The 16,892-nt window shown below is 65.0% G+C and carries 14 protein-coding genes and 1 pseudogene; 6 read left to right on the top strand and 9 right to left on the bottom strand.

The genetic code is table 11. The annotated features are described in order from the left end of the window. A pseudogene (locus F7R02_RS17465) lies at positions 1–106 on the top strand (IS5/IS1182 family transposase); the annotation flags it as partial. Positions 107–472: 366 nt separating this feature from the next. Here F7R02_RS17465 and F7R02_RS17450 read toward each other — a convergent pair. Both F7R02_RS17450 and F7R02_RS17445 read right to left on the bottom strand, forming a co-directional pair. Beyond that, positions 473–1,390, bottom strand: a complete 918-nt coding sequence (locus F7R02_RS17450) for an AEC family transporter (RefSeq protein WP_078589686.1) — start codon at positions 1,388–1,390, stop codon at positions 473–475. 619 nt (positions 1,391–2,009) lie between these two features. Continuing rightward, a complete protein-coding gene (locus F7R02_RS17445; RefSeq protein WP_016849078.1) occupies positions 2,010–2,645 on the bottom strand; it encodes a tetratricopeptide repeat protein in 636 nt (211 codons plus the stop codon). Positions 2,646–2,804: 159 nt separating this feature from the next. Between F7R02_RS17445 and F7R02_RS17440 the strand changes: the two genes are divergently transcribed. The 3 genes from F7R02_RS17440 to F7R02_RS17430 all read left to right on the top strand — a co-directional run bounded on the left by F7R02_RS17440 (position 2,805) and on the right by F7R02_RS17430 (position 7,813). Further along, a complete protein-coding gene (locus F7R02_RS17440) occupies positions 2,805–6,548 on the top strand; it encodes an indolepyruvate ferredoxin oxidoreductase family protein (protein WP_172397218.1) in 3,744 nt (1,247 codons plus the stop codon). A 108-nt stretch (positions 6,549–6,656) separates the two neighbouring features. Beyond that, positions 6,657–7,238, top strand: a complete 582-nt coding sequence (locus F7R02_RS17435; protein ID WP_078589679.1) for a helix-turn-helix transcriptional regulator — start codon at positions 6,657–6,659, stop codon at positions 7,236–7,238. Then, positions 7,235–7,813: a HipA N-terminal domain-containing protein gene (locus F7R02_RS17430; protein ID WP_015471564.1), complete on the top strand. Its 579-nt coding sequence runs from the start codon at positions 7,235–7,237 to the stop codon at positions 7,811–7,813. Before F7R02_RS17435 ends, F7R02_RS17430 begins: the two co-directional genes overlap by 4 nt. Before the next feature lie 24 nt (positions 7,814–7,837). Here the strand turns inward: F7R02_RS17430 and F7R02_RS17425 are convergent, their stop codons facing one another. The 3 genes from F7R02_RS17425 to egtB are packed head-to-tail and all read right to left on the bottom strand — an operon-like array spanning position 7,838 to position 10,395. After that, on the bottom strand, positions 7,838–8,107 hold the full coding sequence (locus F7R02_RS17425; RefSeq protein WP_003490522.1) for a DUF3253 domain-containing protein: 270 nt from the start codon (positions 8,105–8,107) through the stop codon (positions 7,838–7,840). Between the two features lie 15 nt (positions 8,108–8,122). Continuing rightward, a complete protein-coding gene (gene egtD / locus F7R02_RS17420) occupies positions 8,123–9,109 on the bottom strand; it encodes an L-histidine N(alpha)-methyltransferase (RefSeq protein ID WP_078586753.1) in 987 nt (328 codons plus the stop codon). Continuing rightward, positions 9,106–10,395, bottom strand: a complete 1,290-nt coding sequence (egtB, locus tag F7R02_RS17415) for an ergothioneine biosynthesis protein EgtB (protein WP_139370906.1) — start codon at positions 10,393–10,395, stop codon at positions 9,106–9,108. Before egtB ends, egtD begins: the two co-directional genes overlap by 4 nt. Before the next feature lie 65 nt (positions 10,396–10,460). Between egtB and F7R02_RS17410 the strand changes: the two genes are divergently transcribed. Further along, positions 10,461–11,642, top strand: a complete 1,182-nt coding sequence (locus tag F7R02_RS17410) for an aminotransferase class V-fold PLP-dependent enzyme (protein WP_078589680.1) — start codon at positions 10,461–10,463, stop codon at positions 11,640–11,642. Positions 11,643–11,899: 257 nt separating this feature from the next. On the opposite strand, the gene F7R02_RS17405 is transcribed toward F7R02_RS17410, so the two are convergent. Genes F7R02_RS17405 through F7R02_RS17390 form a run of 4 tightly spaced genes read right to left on the bottom strand, consistent with a single transcriptional unit; the run spans position 11,900 to position 15,745 of the window. Further along, on the bottom strand, positions 11,900–13,372 hold the full coding sequence (locus tag F7R02_RS17405; RefSeq protein ID WP_078589681.1) for an ABC transporter permease/substrate-binding protein: 1,473 nt from the start codon (positions 13,370–13,372) through the stop codon (positions 11,900–11,902). Next, positions 13,369–14,106 (bottom strand): ATP-binding cassette domain-containing protein, encoded by a 738-nt coding sequence (locus F7R02_RS17400; RefSeq protein ID WP_078589682.1) that lies wholly within the window; start codon positions 14,104–14,106, stop codon positions 13,369–13,371. Before F7R02_RS17400 ends, F7R02_RS17405 begins: the two co-directional genes overlap by 4 nt. Before the next feature lie 48 nt (positions 14,107–14,154). Next, complete coding sequence (locus F7R02_RS17395; RefSeq protein ID WP_425478532.1) at positions 14,155–14,550, bottom strand: EF-hand domain-containing protein; 396 nt, start codon at positions 14,548–14,550, stop codon at positions 14,155–14,157. Then, positions 14,540–15,745 (bottom strand): DesA family fatty acid desaturase, encoded by a 1,206-nt coding sequence (locus tag F7R02_RS17390; protein ID WP_078589688.1) that lies wholly within the window; start codon positions 15,743–15,745, stop codon positions 14,540–14,542. Before F7R02_RS17390 ends, F7R02_RS17395 begins: the two co-directional genes overlap by 11 nt. 146 nt (positions 15,746–15,891) lie before the next feature. Here F7R02_RS17390 and F7R02_RS17385 point away from each other — a divergent pair, with 146 nt between their 5' ends. Next, complete coding sequence (locus tag F7R02_RS17385; RefSeq protein ID WP_078589684.1) at positions 15,892–16,737, top strand: ABC transporter ATP-binding protein; 846 nt, start codon at positions 15,892–15,894, stop codon at positions 16,735–16,737. Positions 16,738–16,892 lie beyond the last annotated feature (155 nt).

Raw genomic sequence — 16,892 nt, 5'->3', positions numbered from 1 at the left:
CGGCCTGGCCAAAAACACCGCACACGTGCTGACCTTGTTTGCGCTCTCCAATCTGTGGATGAAGCGAAAGCAGTTGCTGCCGGCTATGGGGAGCGTGCGCCTGTAAACCAGGAAATTCCCACGGAAAGCGCCAGAAATGGCGAAATTCCAAAGATTCAAACGCCACTCTTCGGAACGACGCGACATCCCGCACTCTCAGGCCTCGTTATTCAGACCTTCCTTAAACGCACTGCTGCGGGACAGGCGACGACAGCGCAGACCTCCAGCCGATGAGCGCAAGGCCTTGTGCCGCAGCTGTGCGTGGCAATGATGGGAGCCTGGCACGGCGCAAGATCGTCCACGCATATCGCTCGGCCGCGGCGTCGCAATGCAGCATGGCGCCGATCTTGCAGCCGTTGGCGTACCACAGCTCGAACAAGCGCAAGCGCGCGCGCAGCACTACCGCGCTCTGGCTGCTGCCAGCATGACGGCCTTATGCCACCAGCCGCCCCAGCAGCCAGGCCCACGCAGGCAGCGTCAGCAGCGACAGCAGGATGCTGTAGCCGACCATCGCTGCAGCCAGGCGTGGCGCCAGCCGGTGCGAAATGGCCAGCGCGGCGGCGGTGATCATGGTGGGCATGGCCGATTCGAGCACATTGGTCTGCAGCATCTGCCCGCGCAGGCCCAGCACCCAGGACAATGGCAAGGCCAGGACCGGCATCAGCAGCAGCTTGAACACCAGGCCGACGGCCAAGGGCTTGAGTTCGTCGGCAGGTAGGCGCAGCTGCAGCGAAAAGCCCACCGACAGCATCACCAGCGGCAACATCGCATCGGCCAGACTCTTGAGGCCGGAAGCGATCCAGGCCGGCGGTTGCTCGGGCATCAGGGTCAAGGCGAACAGCAGCGCCCACAACGGCGGGAACTGCAGCACGCGCATCACGATCAGGCGTGCGGTCGGCGGGGTGTCGCCGCTGTACCGGGCCAGCACATACAGCCCGCACGTGGACAGCAACACGAAGGTGCCGAACTGGTCGTAGACCACTGCATACGGCAGCGCGTGATCGCCGATCAGCGCGCGCACCATCGGAAAGCCGATAAAGCTGGAATTGGTAAACACCACACACATCAGCAGCGCGGCGTATTCGGCGCGGCCGAAGCGCAACAGGCGGCTGCAGCCCCACAGCAGCGGCACGATGATGGCGGTCAGCAGCCATGGCGTGGCAATCACCCCACCGAGCGAAGCGTCCAGATGCAGGCGCGGGACATAGGTCAGCACCGACGCCGGCAGGCAGATGTACAGCACGATGCGATTGAGCACATCGGCGCTGTTGTCCGGCAACACCCGCAGGCGGGCGAACAGCAGGCCCAGCCCCAACATGGCCAGAATCAAGGCAAATGCGTCTACCGCCATGCGCGATCGTGTCCGTTGGAAAGCGATGCACAGGATCGCATAGCGCGCGGTGCGCATCGTTGGATGCGTTAGCCTGGCTGGGGTGCAAGGTGCACGCCGCCAAGCTCCGCTCACCTCTTGAAGCCTCAATTGCGGCATTGTTTCCACAGCGGAAAGCCAGCATGTCGAACACGCGGTGCCCCAAGCACTCCAGACAGTGAGTTGGACAGGCACCTCCTTGCCACGTGTCCCGTGATGGCGGGCGGACCAGGCCCTGCAGCAAACTCGCAGCGTCGAATGCGCGGTGCCCTCGCCGATTGCGGGACGTAGTTGCGGCGTGTGTCCTGCGATTGGTGGGCGGGCAAGACCCTGCTGCCAGGCCACAGACCAGCGCTTTGCTTCTCCCGCATCGACCTCGCAACCTTGGAAAGCAAAGCGCTCAGCCATCGTTCCACTCAGGCGCACAGACCCGGTCGGCCGTTCACCGAGATGGCGGAATCGGCGCTATGCGTCTCGTTTCAAGTAAGCGGCACGCCGACGCACCAGAGAGAGGCCTGGTTGACCGGCAAAAATGCCTAGCCCAGCATCAGCCCGCTGCACCATCCGCGCCGCAGGAACTCCCCGCAGCGCGGCGAGGCACTTACGGAAACGCTGGCGGGTTGGCCTGCCAGGCCGCGAAAACCTCGGCCAGGCTGGCGCGCTCTGCTTCGCGCCATTCCGGCAACAGGCTGGCGTAGTTGGCTGGGCTGCTCCAACGGTCCGGCCAGGTGCGCACGGCTGCCGCATACCACTCGACCGCCTCCTGCTTGCGCCCGGCGCGCCAAAGCGCCAGTGCAGCCGTGGTTGGCAGCCATTCCGGCGTGGCCGGACGGCCATTGGCCAGATTGGCCCATTGCTGCAGTGCCTTGTCGGGCTGGTCGGCACGCAGCAGGTCCCACCCATAGTTCCAGGTGATGGCCCGGTACTGCTGGCTGCCGTTGGAGACCAGCGCCAGCGCGCCCTGATACAACTCATCGCCCAACTGGGTACGCCCACCGGCGTAGGCCAGCGCCGCCAACTGCGCGCGTGGATCGGCCGCGCGCGCGTCACGTTGCACCATCGCCGCCAGCCGGTCGACGACTGCATCGCCCTGGCCTTGTACGGCCACCACCGCCTTGGTGGTACTGCGGTCTTCGTCGAAATAGAACTCCTTGGGCTTGGGCAAGCTCTGCGCCTGCGCCAACGACCACACCCCTCCGAGCAGGGCCAGAGCGGCCCACGCGTATTTCCTTTTCACTGTGTTTTCCCCTGACAGCAAACGAACCCTTCCCATCCCCATCCTACCCGCAGCGCGTCGGCTGCGCATCCGCACAGGGACAGGTGCGTGAAAGCTGACTGTTACACTTTGCACCGCCGTTTTGGAATCCGTCGGGTGCATCAGATAGTTTCAGATGACATGCACCGGGGCCCAGCCACCCTTTTCGGGCACGCCATGACCAGTACTGCTGCGCTTTCTTCTCCCGACTCTGCCAACACGCCGGAGCTCGGCCGGGTAGATGCGGACTACACGCTGGACCACAAGTACACGCGCACCGATGGGCGCATCTACCTGTCCGGTGTGCAGGCGCTGGTGCGGCTACCGCTGCTGCAGCGCCTGCGCGATGACGCTGCCGGGCTGGAGACCGCCGGCTTCATCAGCGGCTACCGCGGCAGCCCGCTGGGCGGGCTGGACCTGGAACTGTGGCGGGCGCGCAAACACCTGGACGCGGCCAAGATCACCTTCACTCCGGGCCTGAACGAGGACCTTGCCGCCACCATGGTGTGGGGCACCCAGCAGACCAACCTGTTCCCCGGCGCGAAAGTGCAGGGCGTTTACGGCATGTGGTACGGCAAAGGGCCGGGCGTGGACCGCAGCGGCGACGTATTCAAGCACGGCAATGCTGCCGGCACCTCGCCGTTTGGCGGCGTGCTGGCACTGGCCGCCGACGACCATGCCTGCCGCAGCTCGACCCTGCCGCACGGGTCGGAAGACGAATTCGTCAGCGCGATGATGCCCATTCTCAACCCGGCCGGAGTACAGGACATCCTGGACATGGGCCTGCTGGGCTGGGCGATGAGCCGGTACACCGGGCGCTGGATCGGCTTCAAGACGATTGCCGAAACGGTGGAATCGTCCGCCTCGGTGAACGTGGACCCGTTCGCCCGCACGATCGTGCTGCCGGAGGATTTCGCGCTGCCGGCGGGCGGTTTGAGCATCCGCTGGCCGGACCCGCCGGTGGATCAGGAGATGCGCCTGCATCGCTATGCGATTGCCGCCGCGCAAGCCTTTGCGCGCGCAAACCACATCGACAAGATGGTGCTGGATTCACCGCACGCACGCTTGGGCATCGTCACCACCGGCAAGAGCTACCTGGATGTGTTGCAGGCGCTGGAATATCTGGGCCTGGACGCGCAGGCCTGCGCGCAGATCGGCATCCGCGTCTACAAGGTCGGCATGACCTGGCCGCTGGAACCGGTGGGCATCAGCGCGTTTGCGCAGGGCCTGGAAGACATCGTGGTGGTGGAAGAGAAAAAAGCCTTCATCGAGCGCCAGATGAAGGAGCTGTTCTACAACTGGCCGGCCAGTGCCGGTGCGCGGCCGAGCATCGTCGGCAAGTACGATGAGCAAGGCGCGTGGATCCTGCCATCCACCGGCGAACTGACACCGGCCACCATCGCGGCGGTGATCGGCAGGCGCATCCTGCGCCTGCTGCAATCGAGCACGATCAATACCGATTCGATCCAGCAGCGCCTGCGCTGGATGGATGCCAAGGAAGCGGAAATGGCCTTGCCGCGCGCGCAATTCCCGCGCGTGCCGCATTACTGCTCGGGCTGCCCGCACAACACCTCCACCGCCGTGCCGGAAGGCTCGCGCGCGCTGGGCGGCATCGGTTGCCACTACATGGTGACCTGGATGAACCGCGCCACCGACACCTTCACCCACATGGGCGGCGAAGGGGTGACGTGGTCGGGGCAGGCACCGTTTACCGACACCTCGCATGTGTTCCAGAACCTGGGCGATGGCACGTATTTCCATAGCGGCTCGCTGGCGATCCGGCAGTCGGTCGCCACTGGCGTCAACATCACCTACAAGATTCTCTACAACGATGCGGTGGCGATGACCGGCGGGCAGCCGGTGGACGGCACGCTCACCGTGCCCGACATTGCACATCAGTTGCGCGCCGAAGGCATTCATGAGATTGCGGTGGTCAGCGACGACATCGGCAAGTGGACGCGGCGACGCGACCTGTTTCCGCCTGAGGTCGCGTTTCACGATCGTGGCGAGCTGGAGGCAGTGCAGCAGCATCTGCGTACCGTCAAAGGCGTGTCGATCCTGATCTTCGACCAGACCTGCGCGACCGAAAAGCGTCGCCGTCGCAAGCGCGGCAAACTGATCGATCCGCCCAAGCGGGTGATGATCAATTCGCTGGTGTGCGAAGGCTGCGGCGATTGTGGCGAGAAAAGTTTTTGCGTGTCGGTCTTGCCGAAGGAAACCGAATTCGGGCGCAAGCGCCAGATCGACCAGTCCAACTGCAATAAGGATTATTCCTGCGTCTCCGGCTTCTGCCCGAGCTTTGTCACCGTGCATGGCGGTGCGCCGCGCAAGGGCAAGCGGCGCGACGCCAGCGCGCTGCTGGACGCGCTTCCCGAGCCGCCCAGGCGCACCGCGCTGGAACGGCCCTGGAATATCCTGATTACCGGCGTCGGCGGCACCGGCGTGGTGACCATCGGCGCGCTGCTCGGCATGGCCGGGCATCTGGAAGGCAAGGGCGCCACGGTGCTGGACCAGACCGGCCTGGCGCAAAAGGGCGGCGCGGTGACCACGCATATCCGCATCGCACGCCAGCCCGCCGACATCCATGCCGTGCGCATCGCGGCAGGCGAAGCAGACCTGGTACTGGGCTGCGACATGGTGGTGGTCAACGATTATTGGGCACTTTCCAAAGTACGCGATGGACGCACCCAGGTGGTGCTCAACACCTACGAAGCAATGCCGGGCACATTCACCACGCAACCGGACCTGCAGTTCCCCGCTGCCGAGATCATCGCCGGTGTACGCACCGCGCTCGGGGGCCAGGTGCCGTTGTTGCTGGATGCCACGCAGCTGGCAACGGCGTTACTGGGCGACGCCATCGCCAGCAATCTGTTCGTGCTCGGCTACGCATGGCAGCACGGGTTGGTGCCGTTGTCGCATGCGGCGCTGATGCGCGCGATCGAACTCAATGGTGCAGCCGTTGCGATGAATCAGCAGGCGTTCGCCTGGGGGCGCCTGGCGGCGATCGATCTGCCGGCGGTGCAACGCGCTGCGGGTCTGGCCGGTGCCGACGCGCCTGCACATCTGCATGGCGATACACCGCACGCACGCGGACCAGGCAGCTGGGAAGAGCACGATCTCAGCGGCCAGAGCGCGCCGCGTGCGCTGGCGCAGACCGATGGCAGCACGCTGCATGGCGAGGTCGCTGCGCCGGCCGCGCCGCTGGACGACGAGCAGTTGGCGCACTCGCTGGACGAGGCCATCGCACGTCGCGTCGCGTTCTTGACCGATTACCAGGATGCCGCCTACGCGCAACGTTATCGCAGCCTGGTCGAGCGCGTACGCACACACGAGCTGCAGCGCGCGCCCGGCAGCAACGCGTTGACCGAGGCGGTGGCCCGCTACGCCTTCAAGCTGATGGCCTACAAGGACGAATACGAGGTGGCGCGGCTGTATACGCGTGGCGATTTCCAGCGCCGGTTGCAGCAACAGTTCGAGGGCGACTACACGCTGCGCTTCCATCTGGCGCCGCCGTTGCTGGCAAAGAAAGACGCGCACGGCAACCTGATCAAACGCGAGTACGGGCCGTGGATGTTCACCGCCTTCAAGCTGCTGGCGCGGTTGAAGTTCCTGCGTGGCAGCAAGCTCGACGTCTTCGGCTACAGCGAAGAACGGCGTGGCGAGCGTCAGCTGATTGCCGATTACAGCGCAACCGTGCACATGCTGCTGGAACGGCTGGACGCCGATAACGTGGGTTTGGCCGCGCAGATCGCCAGCATTCCGGAGCACATTCGTGGCTATGGCCACGTCAAGCATGCGCATCTGCAGGAAGCCAAGGCGCGCGAAGCCGCGCTGCTGGCACAGTGGCGCAATCCCAAGGCGTTGCATGTGGTGCAGGCGGCTTGACGTCGCCGAACGATTACATTTTGTTGATGTAGTCGCTCGACGACATGACGTGTGGGGATGGCCGGGCCCTTGCGTGGAAAATGCAAGTTGATGTAAGCGATTGCGCTCATGGATACTGTCCGCACGCCTTCCGATATCGGTAATATCATCCGTGCCAGGCGCAAGCGCCTGGGCTGGGATCAGGCTCGCCTGGCCCACGAAATCGGCGTGAGCCGACAATGGATCGTCGATATCGAGAAAGGCAAGCCGCGCGCGGAGTTGCAATTGATCCTGCGGGCGCTGCAGGCGCTGGGGCTGGAGTTGATGTTGGGCCCAGGCGTTGCCCAGGTTTCGGAGGTGCGCGTGCCTGATCGCGACACCGTAACGCCGATCAATCTCGACGCGATCATTGAACATAACCGGGCCAATCCACCATTGGGAACGACCGTTTTCAATGCGTTCAACAACAACATCTTCAAGAATCAATTCTCGCCGTTCGATGCGCTGAAAAACACTGGCTTAGATAAATCTCCCCCGATTATCGGTGCAAGCGTTAAAAAGAATCCAGCCAATGAACACTTGCATAAGCAGTTCTCAGCAACGAATCGCTTGAAGATTGGCGAGACAGTAGCTGATAGTTTGAAGATCAGCGAGGCAGAGAAAATATCCAAGGTCATCTCGCCATCTTCCAAAAAGAAGGGCGTTCCGTGAGACTGGTCGCGCTGATCGAAAACCAAACGATCGGGCACCTCGCGTCCGACCCGCACGGGCATCCACGATTCACCTACGCGCCGGACTGGCAGCATTCAAAGAGTGCGATACCGCTGTCTTTGAACCTTCCCCTCAGCAGGGAACATCACCCGACCGAGGCGGTCAGTGCAGTGCTGTGGGGCCTGCTGCCAGACAACGAAGCCACCTTGCAACGCTGGGCCTCCAGGTTCCAGGTCTCGCCGCGCAATCCGCTCGCCCTGTTGTCGCATGTGGGCGAGGATTGCGCTGGTGCGGTGCAGTTCGTCACCGAAGCGAGGCTCGAAGATGTGCTGTCCGGCGCCAGCGATGGCATCGAACCGCTCACCGATGGCGAACTGGAAGCACGCTTGCGCAGGCTGCGTCAGGACATCGGTGCGGCGCGCCAAGTCGATGACGTGGGGCAGTTCAGCCTGGCCGGCGCGCAGGCCAAGATCGCATTGCTGCACGACGGCCTGCAGTGGGCCATCCCGGCCGGACGCATCCCGACCACGCATATCCTCAAACCACCGAGCGGCGAATCCCGTTACACATGGTAGCTGGCGCATCCAATCGATGGGTCGTCAGTCGAAATGCGGCCCGCGCATCAGGCGAATCGGTCCGCGAACATCGGGCAGTTGCACCGTTCTGCCTTGCTGGGTGACACGAACGACGCCAGCGCAGGCGGCAGCTGCGGCCACCGCACGCACCTGGGGCATCAGGTTTCGCCACACCGCTGCGTCATCGCTCAACGCGCGCGCCACTTCCGAGGGACAGATCGATTGCTCGGGCCGACGTTGCGCAAGCAAGCGCCGGATCGACGCGGCAACCTGCGCATCATCGGGCGATTGCACGCCTGCCCCGCGCGATCACAGTGGGCGCAGCAGGCGCAGGCCGAACCAATCCTTGGCATCGTTCCAGCCGTGGGTGACCTTGAGCCCGGCTGCGGCAGCCAGTTCGGCAAAGCGCGCGTCGGTGTACTTGCAGCTGTATTCGACCTGCATCGCTTCGCCTTCGGCAAACGCGACGTCCTTGCCGCCGACCCGCACGCGCTGCGCGCGCTGGCTGATCAGGAAGGTTTCGATGCGGCCGCGCTCACGGACGTACACCGCGTGGTGACGAAAGCCGTCCAGATCGAAATCGCTCCCGATCTCGCGATTGAGCCGCGCCAACAGGTTCAGGGTGAACTCGGCGGTGACGCCGGCTGCGTCGTTGTAGGCCGCTTCGATCAGCCCGGCGTCCTTGTCCAGATCGATACCGATCAGGGCGCAACCGTCGCTGCCCATGGTCTGGCGCATCGCATCCAGCAGTTCGATCGCGGCAGCATCGGTGAAATTGCCGAGCGTCGAGCCGGGGAAGAACACCACGTGCCGCCGCGCCGGGCGCTGCGCATCGGGCAAGCGCAGCGGTTTGGTGAAGTCGGTGCACACCGGCAACATCTGGATCTGCGGAAATTGCTGGGCCAGCCGCGCAGTGCTTTCCAGCAGCGCAGTACGCGAGATTTCCAGCGGCGTGTAGGCCACCACATCGCGCAGGCCCTGCAGCAGCAATTCGGTCTTGCGGCCGCTGCCGCTGCCGTATTCGACCACGTGTACGCCAGCGCCGATCGCCTGTGCGATCGAGCCCATGCTGGCTTCCAGCAAACTCAGTTCGGTACGGGTGAGGTAATACTCCGGCTGCTGCGTAATGGCTTCGAACAGTTGCGAGCCGCGCGCATCGTAGAAATATTTCGACGGCAGCGTCTTGGGCGTTTGCGACAACCCCGCCAGTGCATCGGCGGTGATGTCGTCCGGCTGCGGGCGCAGGTCGGTCAGCGCGGCGTGCGCGCGTTGCATGGCATGGGCGGCGACGTTCAAGGCAGATCCTTGGCAAGGCGCACGCCGGCAAATTGCCAACGCGCATCGGAGGGGAAGAAGTTGCGGTAACTGGCACGCAGATGGCTGGCTGGGCTGGCGCAACTGCCACCACGCAAGACCCATTGCGCATTCATGAATTTGCCGTTGTATTCGCCCAGCGATCCCGGCCACGGGATAAAGCCTGGATACGGCAGGTACGCGCTGCCGGTCCACTCCCAGACATCGCCGAACAGCTGCTGCATGCCGGTGTCCACTGCTTCGGCGCCCCGCGGATGCAACGCATCGGTGTCGACGAAATTGCCCTGTACCGGCACGCCGGTCGCAGCCTGCTCCCACTCGGCTTCGGTGGGAAGGCGCGCACCGGCCCAGCGTGCGAACGCATCGGCTTCGAACAGGCTCAGGTGGCAGACCGGCGCATGCGGATCGCGCGTGCGCCAACCGTGCAGCGTGAACTCGCGGCCATCGGCATCCCAGTACAAGGGATGTTGCCAACCTTGCGCCTGCACCATCGCCCAGCCATCGCTGAGCCAGGCACCAGCACTGCGGTAGCCGCCATCATCGATGAATTGCTGGAACTCGGCGTTGGTGACCACACGGCTGCCCAGCGCATGCGCACCGACCAGCACGCGATGGCGTGGCGATTCGTTGTCGTAGGCGAAGCTGTCGGCCCGTGGCCACGCGGCGGCGCCGATCTGGACGATCTGCTCGTCGCGCGCATGCCAGCGCAGCGGGCTGGCGACGGCCGCAGGCGGCGTGGGCAGGTCGCGGTAGGCCGGCTGCAACGGGTTGCTCCACAGCGCATGCTTGATATCGGTCAGCAGCAACTCCTGGTGTTGCTGCTCGTGCTGGATACCGAGCTGCACGATGGTGCAGGCCTGCGCATCGAGCAGGCCGTCGCGCAAGCGCTGCTGCATCTGCATATCGACCGCAGCACGGTAGTCGCGCACCTGCTGCAACGAAGGGCGCGACAGCACGCCGCGGCGCGCCCGCGCATGCATCGGCCCCACGCTCTGGTAGTAGCTGTTGAACAGGAAATCCCAGGCCGGGTCGAACACGCGGTACGCCGGATCGGCCTGCAGCACGAAGCGTTCGAAGAACCAGGTGGTGTGCGCCAGATGCCATTTGCTCGGGCTCGCATCCGGCATGCTCTGCACCATCGCGTCTTCGGCGCTCAAGGGTGCGGCGAGACGGTCGCTCAGCGCGCGGGTCTGCGCGTAGCGTTCCAGCAGCGTCAACTGCTGTTGCTGGAGGTGGCCCAGCAGAGGAGAGAGTGCAGACATCGCCATATGCTTGGGTAGCGCCCGTGAACGTGCTGTGTCGGCAACGTGGCAGCCAGCGGTAAGCTGTAGACATGTCATCGCCATCTCTGTCCAGTACGCTTGCTGCACCCCTCGACTGGGCCCAGCGTCAGCAGGCGTTTGCGCTGCCTTCCGGGGTCATCTATCTGGATGCGGCGTCGCGTGGGCCGTTGTTGCGCGCCATGCAGACGGTGGCGCACCAGGCGGTTGACGCAATGGCCGCACCATGGCGGTTGCCGTTCGATGCGTGGTTGCAGCAGATCGAAGTATTGCGCGGGCTTGCGGCCGCGCTATTGGATGGCGATGCCGATGCGGTGGCCATGGTGCCGTCGGCCGCGCACGGCTTGGCCACGGCCGCACGCAATCTGCCCGTGCAACCCGGCCACGCAGTGCTGGTGCTGGAAGGGCAATTCCCTTCCAATCTGTTGATCTGGCAGCGCCGCTGCGCAGAGGCCGGCGCGCGTCTTGTGGCGGTGCCAACGGCCGCTGGCGGCAACTTGACCGATGCGGTGCTGCAGGCCATTGCCGAGACGCCTGCGCTGCGGATTGCGAGCTTGCCGCATGCATACTGGCTGGACGGGCGAATGCTGGATCTGGACCGCATCAGTGCCGCCGTGCATGCACGCGGGGCTGCCCTGGTGCTGGACCTGAGCCAGAGCCTAGGGGTGTTGCCACCCGATCTGCTCCGCTGGCAACCGGATTTCGTGGTCAGCGTCGGGCACAAATGGTTGCTCGGGCCGATGGGATTGGCGTGGCTGTGGGTGGCACCGCAGTGGCGCACAGACGGGCTGCCGATCGAAGAACACTGGATCGGCCGCGATGCGGGCAGCAGTTGGGAATTTCCGGCGGCCAACGCGCCTGGATATCGCGGCGGTGCACGGCGATTCGATGCGGGCGGAGTGGCCGACCCGTTGCGGATCGCAATGGCCACGGTGGCCCTGCAACAACTCAACGCGTGGCAGCCGGCGCGTATCGCAGCCGCGTTGGGCGAGTTGACCGCGCATTGGGACGCCGCCCTGCAGGCGCGCGGCTTGGGCAGCTGGTGCACGCCTGGACATGCGCCGCATCTCACCGCACTGCAGCCGCCGGCAGCAACGTTGGATGCGGTGGCAACGGCGCTCGGCGCCGGTGGTGTGGTCTTCACGCGTCGGCATGGACGTCTGCGCATCGCACCGCATTTGAGCGTCACCGACCACGCGTTGTCACAGGTCGTTGCAGCGCTACCCGATAGGTGAGGCGCGGCGCACGCCGGCATCGAAGGCCCGGCATCTGCAGCGATGCAGGCCTGCGCGCGGTCAGTAGCACCGGAAGGTTTCATCGCAGGCAGTGCGCCCTGCGCATGACAATTGGCGCAAGGATCAGCGGCAGTAAAGCGGCGGCGCGCGGTCTTCAGCGAACTGACGCAGTCGGTGTCGGGGCAGGCTTGCCGACGACAGGACACTCCCGATCGCGCCGCAATGCAAAACCCGCTGCTGCCGAGGCAGGCCGCATGTCACTGCCGCTGGCTGATCCGCAACCCGGGCGGCGTTGCCCAGCGCTCCACTCCTTCGAACAGTGCCTGCACCAGCAGCGCAAGCACGGCGGCGGGAATGGCGCCCTCCAGAATCAGACCGAGATCGTCCAGGCGGATACCGGTGAGAATCGGTTGGCCGTAGCCGCCTGCACCGATCAGCGCGCCCAGCGTGGCGGTGCCCACATTGATCACTGCAGCGGTCTGGATGCCGGCCACGATCGTGCGGCGTGCCAGCGGCAGTTCCACACGCCATAGGCGTGTCCACGCGGGCAATCCGATGGCATGCGCAGTCTGGCGCAATTCGCGTGGGATCGAGGTCAGCCCTGCGTGGGTGTTGCGCACGATCGGCAGCAGGCTATACAGAAACAGCGCCGCAATCGCCGGCTTGGCGCCGATGCCGAACAACGGAATCATGAAGACGAACACGGCCAGCGACGGCAGCGTCTGCAGCACGCCGGTCAACGACAGCACCACCTGTCCCAGGCGCGGACGCCGCGCCGCCAGCACGCCCAGCGGCAATGCAAGCAGCAAGGCGAAACCCAGCGAACTGCCAACCAGCGCCAGATGCTCGCGCGTATGCTGCAGCAGGCGCGTCAAGCGCGAGTCCGTTTCAGAGGCCGGCGTGACGCCCAACCAGTGCGCGGCAACCGCCGCTTCGGACTGCCGCTCCAGTTTGACCTGTGCATTGAGCCGTTGCATGGTCGCTTCATCGATGCGTCCTTGCAGCCCCCGCAGTGCCTGCAACATCGCCGGCGAGCGTTGCGCCAGCTCCTTGCGATAGACAAAAATCGCCTGGTAATCCGGGAAATAGCGGCGGTCGTCGCGCAGCACCTGCAACTGGTAGTACGGAATCTCCGCATCGGTGCTGTACAGATCCGTGACCTCGATCGCCCCGCTCTGCAGCGCGCGATAGGCCAGGTCGTGATCCAATCCGGTTGCAGCCTGCGGCAACGCGTACGCCGCGCGCACGCCCGGCCAGCCATCGGCCCGCTGCATGAACTCATTGCTCAGACCGATCTTGAGGGTGGGATGTCGTGCAAGATCCGACAACGAGACGATGCCCAATGCCTGCGCACGTTCGCGCTTCATTCCGAAGGCATAGGTGTTCTGGAAACCCAGCGAATCGGTCATCGCCAGCCCGTGCGCGTCGAGTGCCGCGCGCAGCTCGGCCTGGCTGGCAGTGGGCAGTTGCAGCAGTTCCTGCGCCAGTGTGCCGGTATATTCGGCATACGCATCGATCTGCCCAGTCTCCAGCGCGCGCCACAGGATGCGCGTGCCACCGAGCTGAGCGCGGTGCTGCACATCCACGCCGTCGCGCTTGCCGGCGGCGGTGGCGATTTCGCCCAGGATCACCGCTTCGGTGAAGTTCTTCGAACCGATGGTGACCTGCGCGGCCTGCACGCCGAAGCTGCAGATCAACAAGATCGCGGCGACGAGCGCACGCGCCATCATGCGGCATCGCCAATGCTGCGTTGCGCGGTGACAAAGCGCTGCACGAACGCATCGGCGGGCTGCTCCAGCAGATCGCGCGCGGGGCCTTGCTGCACGACGCGACCGGCGCGCATCAGCACCAGGCTGTCGGCCAGATAGGCGGCTTCGGCGACGTCATGCGTGACCAGCACCACGGTCTTGCCCAGCTGCGCAAACAGTTCGCGCATCTGCGCCTGCAGGTCGTAACGCACGATGGGGTCGAGTGCGCCCAGCGGTTCGTCCAGCAACAACGCCGGCGGGTCCAGCATCAAGGCGCGAATCAGGCCCACACGCTGACGTTGACCACCGGAGAGTTCGGCCGGATAGCGCGCCAGCAGGTCCACTGGCAATTGGCACAGCGCGCAGAGCGTCTGCAGACGCTCTGCGATGCGCTCACGCGTCCAGCCCAGCGTCTGCGCCAGCAAGGTCACGTTGCTGCGCGCATCCAGATGCGGAAACAAGCCGCCCTCCTGGATCACGTAACCGATACGCTGCCGCTGCGTCTGCAGATTGGCGCGTTGCAACGGCGTGCCGTCGAAGGCGACCGTGCCGCTGTCGGGCCACTCCAGCCCGACCAGCATGCGTAACACGGTGGATTTGCCGGCGCCGCTGGGACCGATCAACGCGGTCGTCATGCCGCTGGCGAACGTCAGCGAGACCGCGTCGAGCGCGATGGCCTGGCCGTAGCGGCGGCTGACCTGATCGAGAGTGAACATGCGGCCGAGCTTGCCGAATGCAGCGTCAGACGCGCGCGAAGGCGCGCATCAGCGTGGCGGCGCCAGCAATTCGCGTGCGCTCAGGTAACCATCGCCATCGGCATCCTGCCGCGCGAAGCGCTCGATCAGGGTGGCGCGATGCGCCGCGCGGGTGATCGGCTTGCCGCGGCGGCCGGACAATTCATCGCCTTGCAGTACGCCGTCATGATCGAGATCGCGCTGATCGAAGGCATAGCTCATCCACGCCAGATACTCCTCGCGGCTCACCCGTCCATCGCCATCGGTATCCATGCGTTGCAGATATTGCTGGCTGTCCTGCACTTGGGCCTGCACCGCGGCGGAAGGCAGCGATGCAAGACATGCGATCACCACGCCACACACGGTGACACCACGCGTTGCGCGTGTACGCGCCACAGCGCGGCTACCGCCCGGCTTACGCACCACTCAGCGCATACCCCTTGAGCCGCGCCGCGTACGCCTGCAAGGCAGCATTGCCGCTGGCTTCGGCCTCGTGGCACCACTGCTGCAACTGCCTGAGCCGTTCGGACGCATCGTGGCTGCGCGCTTCCAGCACGGCGGTCAGCCGCGCACGGTACTCGACCAGCGTGCGCATCCGAGGGCGCTGCGCCACCCAGGCCTGCAACTGCGCACGCGCGTCCGGCTTGAGCCAGCGCCCGTCATCGACCAAGCCCTTACGCAGGCGGCGCGGCAGCAACTCGCGCAGCTTGGCACCGGTGGCGGCCGCCTCTTCGCGCAGCGCCGGCTTGAGTACGTTGCGCTGGTAGTCGGTCATGGCCTGGAAGCGGTGCGACAACAGCGCCTTGAGCGTATCGGCATCGGGCACGGCGATATTGGGGCGGATATCCAGCGACGGTGCCACCCGCAATACCTTGGCAAGGCCCAACGCCTGCAACCCGCGAATCGCGACCCAACCGATATCCAGCTCCCACCGCCGCATCGAAAACCGTGCAGAGCTCGGGAAGGCATGATGGTTGTTATGCAATTCTTCGCCACCGATCCACAGCGCCCACGGCGTGAGGTTGGTGGAGGTGTCGGCCGACTCGAAATTGCGATAGCCCCACCAGTGGCCCAGGCCATTGACCACACCTGCTGCCCAGAACGGAATCCACGGCATCTGGATCGCCCACAACGCAATCCCCGGCAATCCGAACAACACGGCATTGATGACCAGCAACGCAATCGGGCCGGCATTGGCATGCGGCGTGTACAGATGCCGCTCGATCCAGTCGCTAGGCGCGCCCTTGCCGTACTGCTCGATATCGGCGCGCTGCGTCCGTGCCTCGCGGTACAACTCCACGCCGCGCCAGAACACCTGCGCGATGCCCTTGGTCTGCGGACTGTGCGGGTCTTCCTCGGTCTCGACCTTGGCGTGATGCTTGCGATGGATCGCCACCCATTCGCGGGTGATCATCGAGGTGGTCAACCAGGTCCAGAAGCGAAAGAAATGCGCGATGACCGGATGGAAATCCACACCGCGATGCGCCTGGCTGCGATGCAGGTACAAGGTCACTGCAAAGATGGTGAGTTGGGTGAAGACCAGCAGCACCGCCAGCATGCCCCACACGCCCAGCCCTGCCACGCCGGAGGTCAGAACGTCGATGATCGGATCGGACAACATCGGCATCTCCACAGCGGCGCTCTCCATTTGATGCAGACATGATGGGGGCGATCGCGGCAAACTTCACCCTTCGGATGCGTAGGGTTGCACCTACATTTCTAAAGCGGTTCAGACCCCCTTCCCCACTTCCGTCTGCTGTCACCCGTATGACTGTTGCCACCGAAAATGCTGCCGATTCCACCGCCGTTGCCAACGCCGCCCCGCTGATCGAACTCGACCAGGCCAGTGTGATGCGCGGCCAGGTACGGGTGCTGCATGCGCTGAGTCTGCGCATCGCCCTGGGGCAGCACACCGCGATCCTGGGCCCCAACGGCTGCGGCAAATCGTCCTTCATCAAATTGATCACGCGCGAGCTGTACCCGCTGGCGCGCGCCGACGGCCAGGCCGCAGTGAAGGTGCTGGGACAAACGCGCTGGCAGGTGGATCGCCTGCGCTCGCAATTGGGCATCGTCACCGGCGATCTGAGCGTCAATCTGGCCGACATGCCCGGACTGGATGTGGAAAGCGCGGTGCTATCCGGATTCTTCGCCAGCTACGTGGTGCCGCCGCATCGCGAGATCAGCGACGACATGCGTGCGCGTGCGCGCGAAGCGCTAGCGCTGGCACGCGCATTGCCGCTGGTGGACCGGCAATTTGCCGAATTGTCGGCCGGCGAAACTCGACGGGTGCTGATTGCGCGTGCGCTGGTCAATCGCCCGCAGGCGCTACTGCTGGACGAGCCGTCCACCGGGCTGGATCTGGTGGCGCGCCAGCACCTGCTCGAGACGATGCGGCACCTCGCCCGGCAAGGCATCACGCTGGTGCTGGTGACCCATCACATCGAAGAAATCGTGCCGGAGATCGAACGGGTGATCCTGCTGCGCGCCGGCAAGGTGGTGGCAGACGGCACGCGCGAGGCGCTACTCACCGATGCCAGCCCGTCGGCCGTGTTCGACGGCCCGGTGCGGGTGCAGCGCGATGGCGAGCGCTGTTGGGCGACGGTGGGCGAGTAACCGCCACCCCACCTGCAGCCTGTGCAGGCCTAGCAGGCCGTGTCCGTGCACGAGCTGCCGACGATGCTCGACATCGCGATGGCGAAGCGCTCCGGACGGCCGCAACCGCGTCACAACCACGCGCTGCAGACATGACCTTGGACACGGGACGCCGC

The sequence above is a fragment of the Xanthomonas cissicola genome (assembly GCF_008801575.1).
Lineage (GTDB): Bacteria > Pseudomonadota > Gammaproteobacteria > Xanthomonadales > Xanthomonadaceae > Xanthomonas > Xanthomonas cissicola.
Note: the sequence above shows the minus strand (reverse complement) of the source record. Positions and strands in the feature narration are given on the sequence as shown.